This window comes from Psychrobacter sp. TB55-MNA-CIBAN-0194, from assembly GCF_040309505.1.
In the GTDB taxonomy this organism is placed as follows: Bacteria; Pseudomonadota; Gammaproteobacteria; order Pseudomonadales; family Moraxellaceae; genus Psychrobacter; species Psychrobacter fozii.
In genome coordinates this window covers 1-230 of record NZ_JBEOOW010000875.1, presented here as the reverse complement: position 1 = coordinate 230, position 230 = coordinate 1, and the positions used below count along the sequence as shown (strand labels likewise).

Genomic DNA, 230 nt, shown 5'->3' with positions numbered 1-230 from the left:
CCGTGACACCGAGCGCTTCGATTTTACGTTTTAAAATATCACCACCAGCGGCATCAAGCTGAACACCCATCAGCTGCGGCGCAAATTCTACAACATACGTCTCTAGTCCTAAGGTAACCAAGGCTTTGGCTGCCTCTAAACCAAGTAGACCACCGCCCACAACCACGCCTTTTTTGACTGAGGGTTGCTCGGCGATGGCAAGGATGTCGTCCAAATCCGCAATAGTGCGA

1 protein-coding gene is annotated in these 230 nt (G+C 51.3%); it reads right to left on the bottom strand.

Annotated elements, in window-relative coordinates:
- On the bottom strand, window positions 1–230 hold a 230-nt coding region (locus AAEY75_RS17430; RefSeq protein WP_352260452.1), incomplete at both ends, for an NAD-binding protein.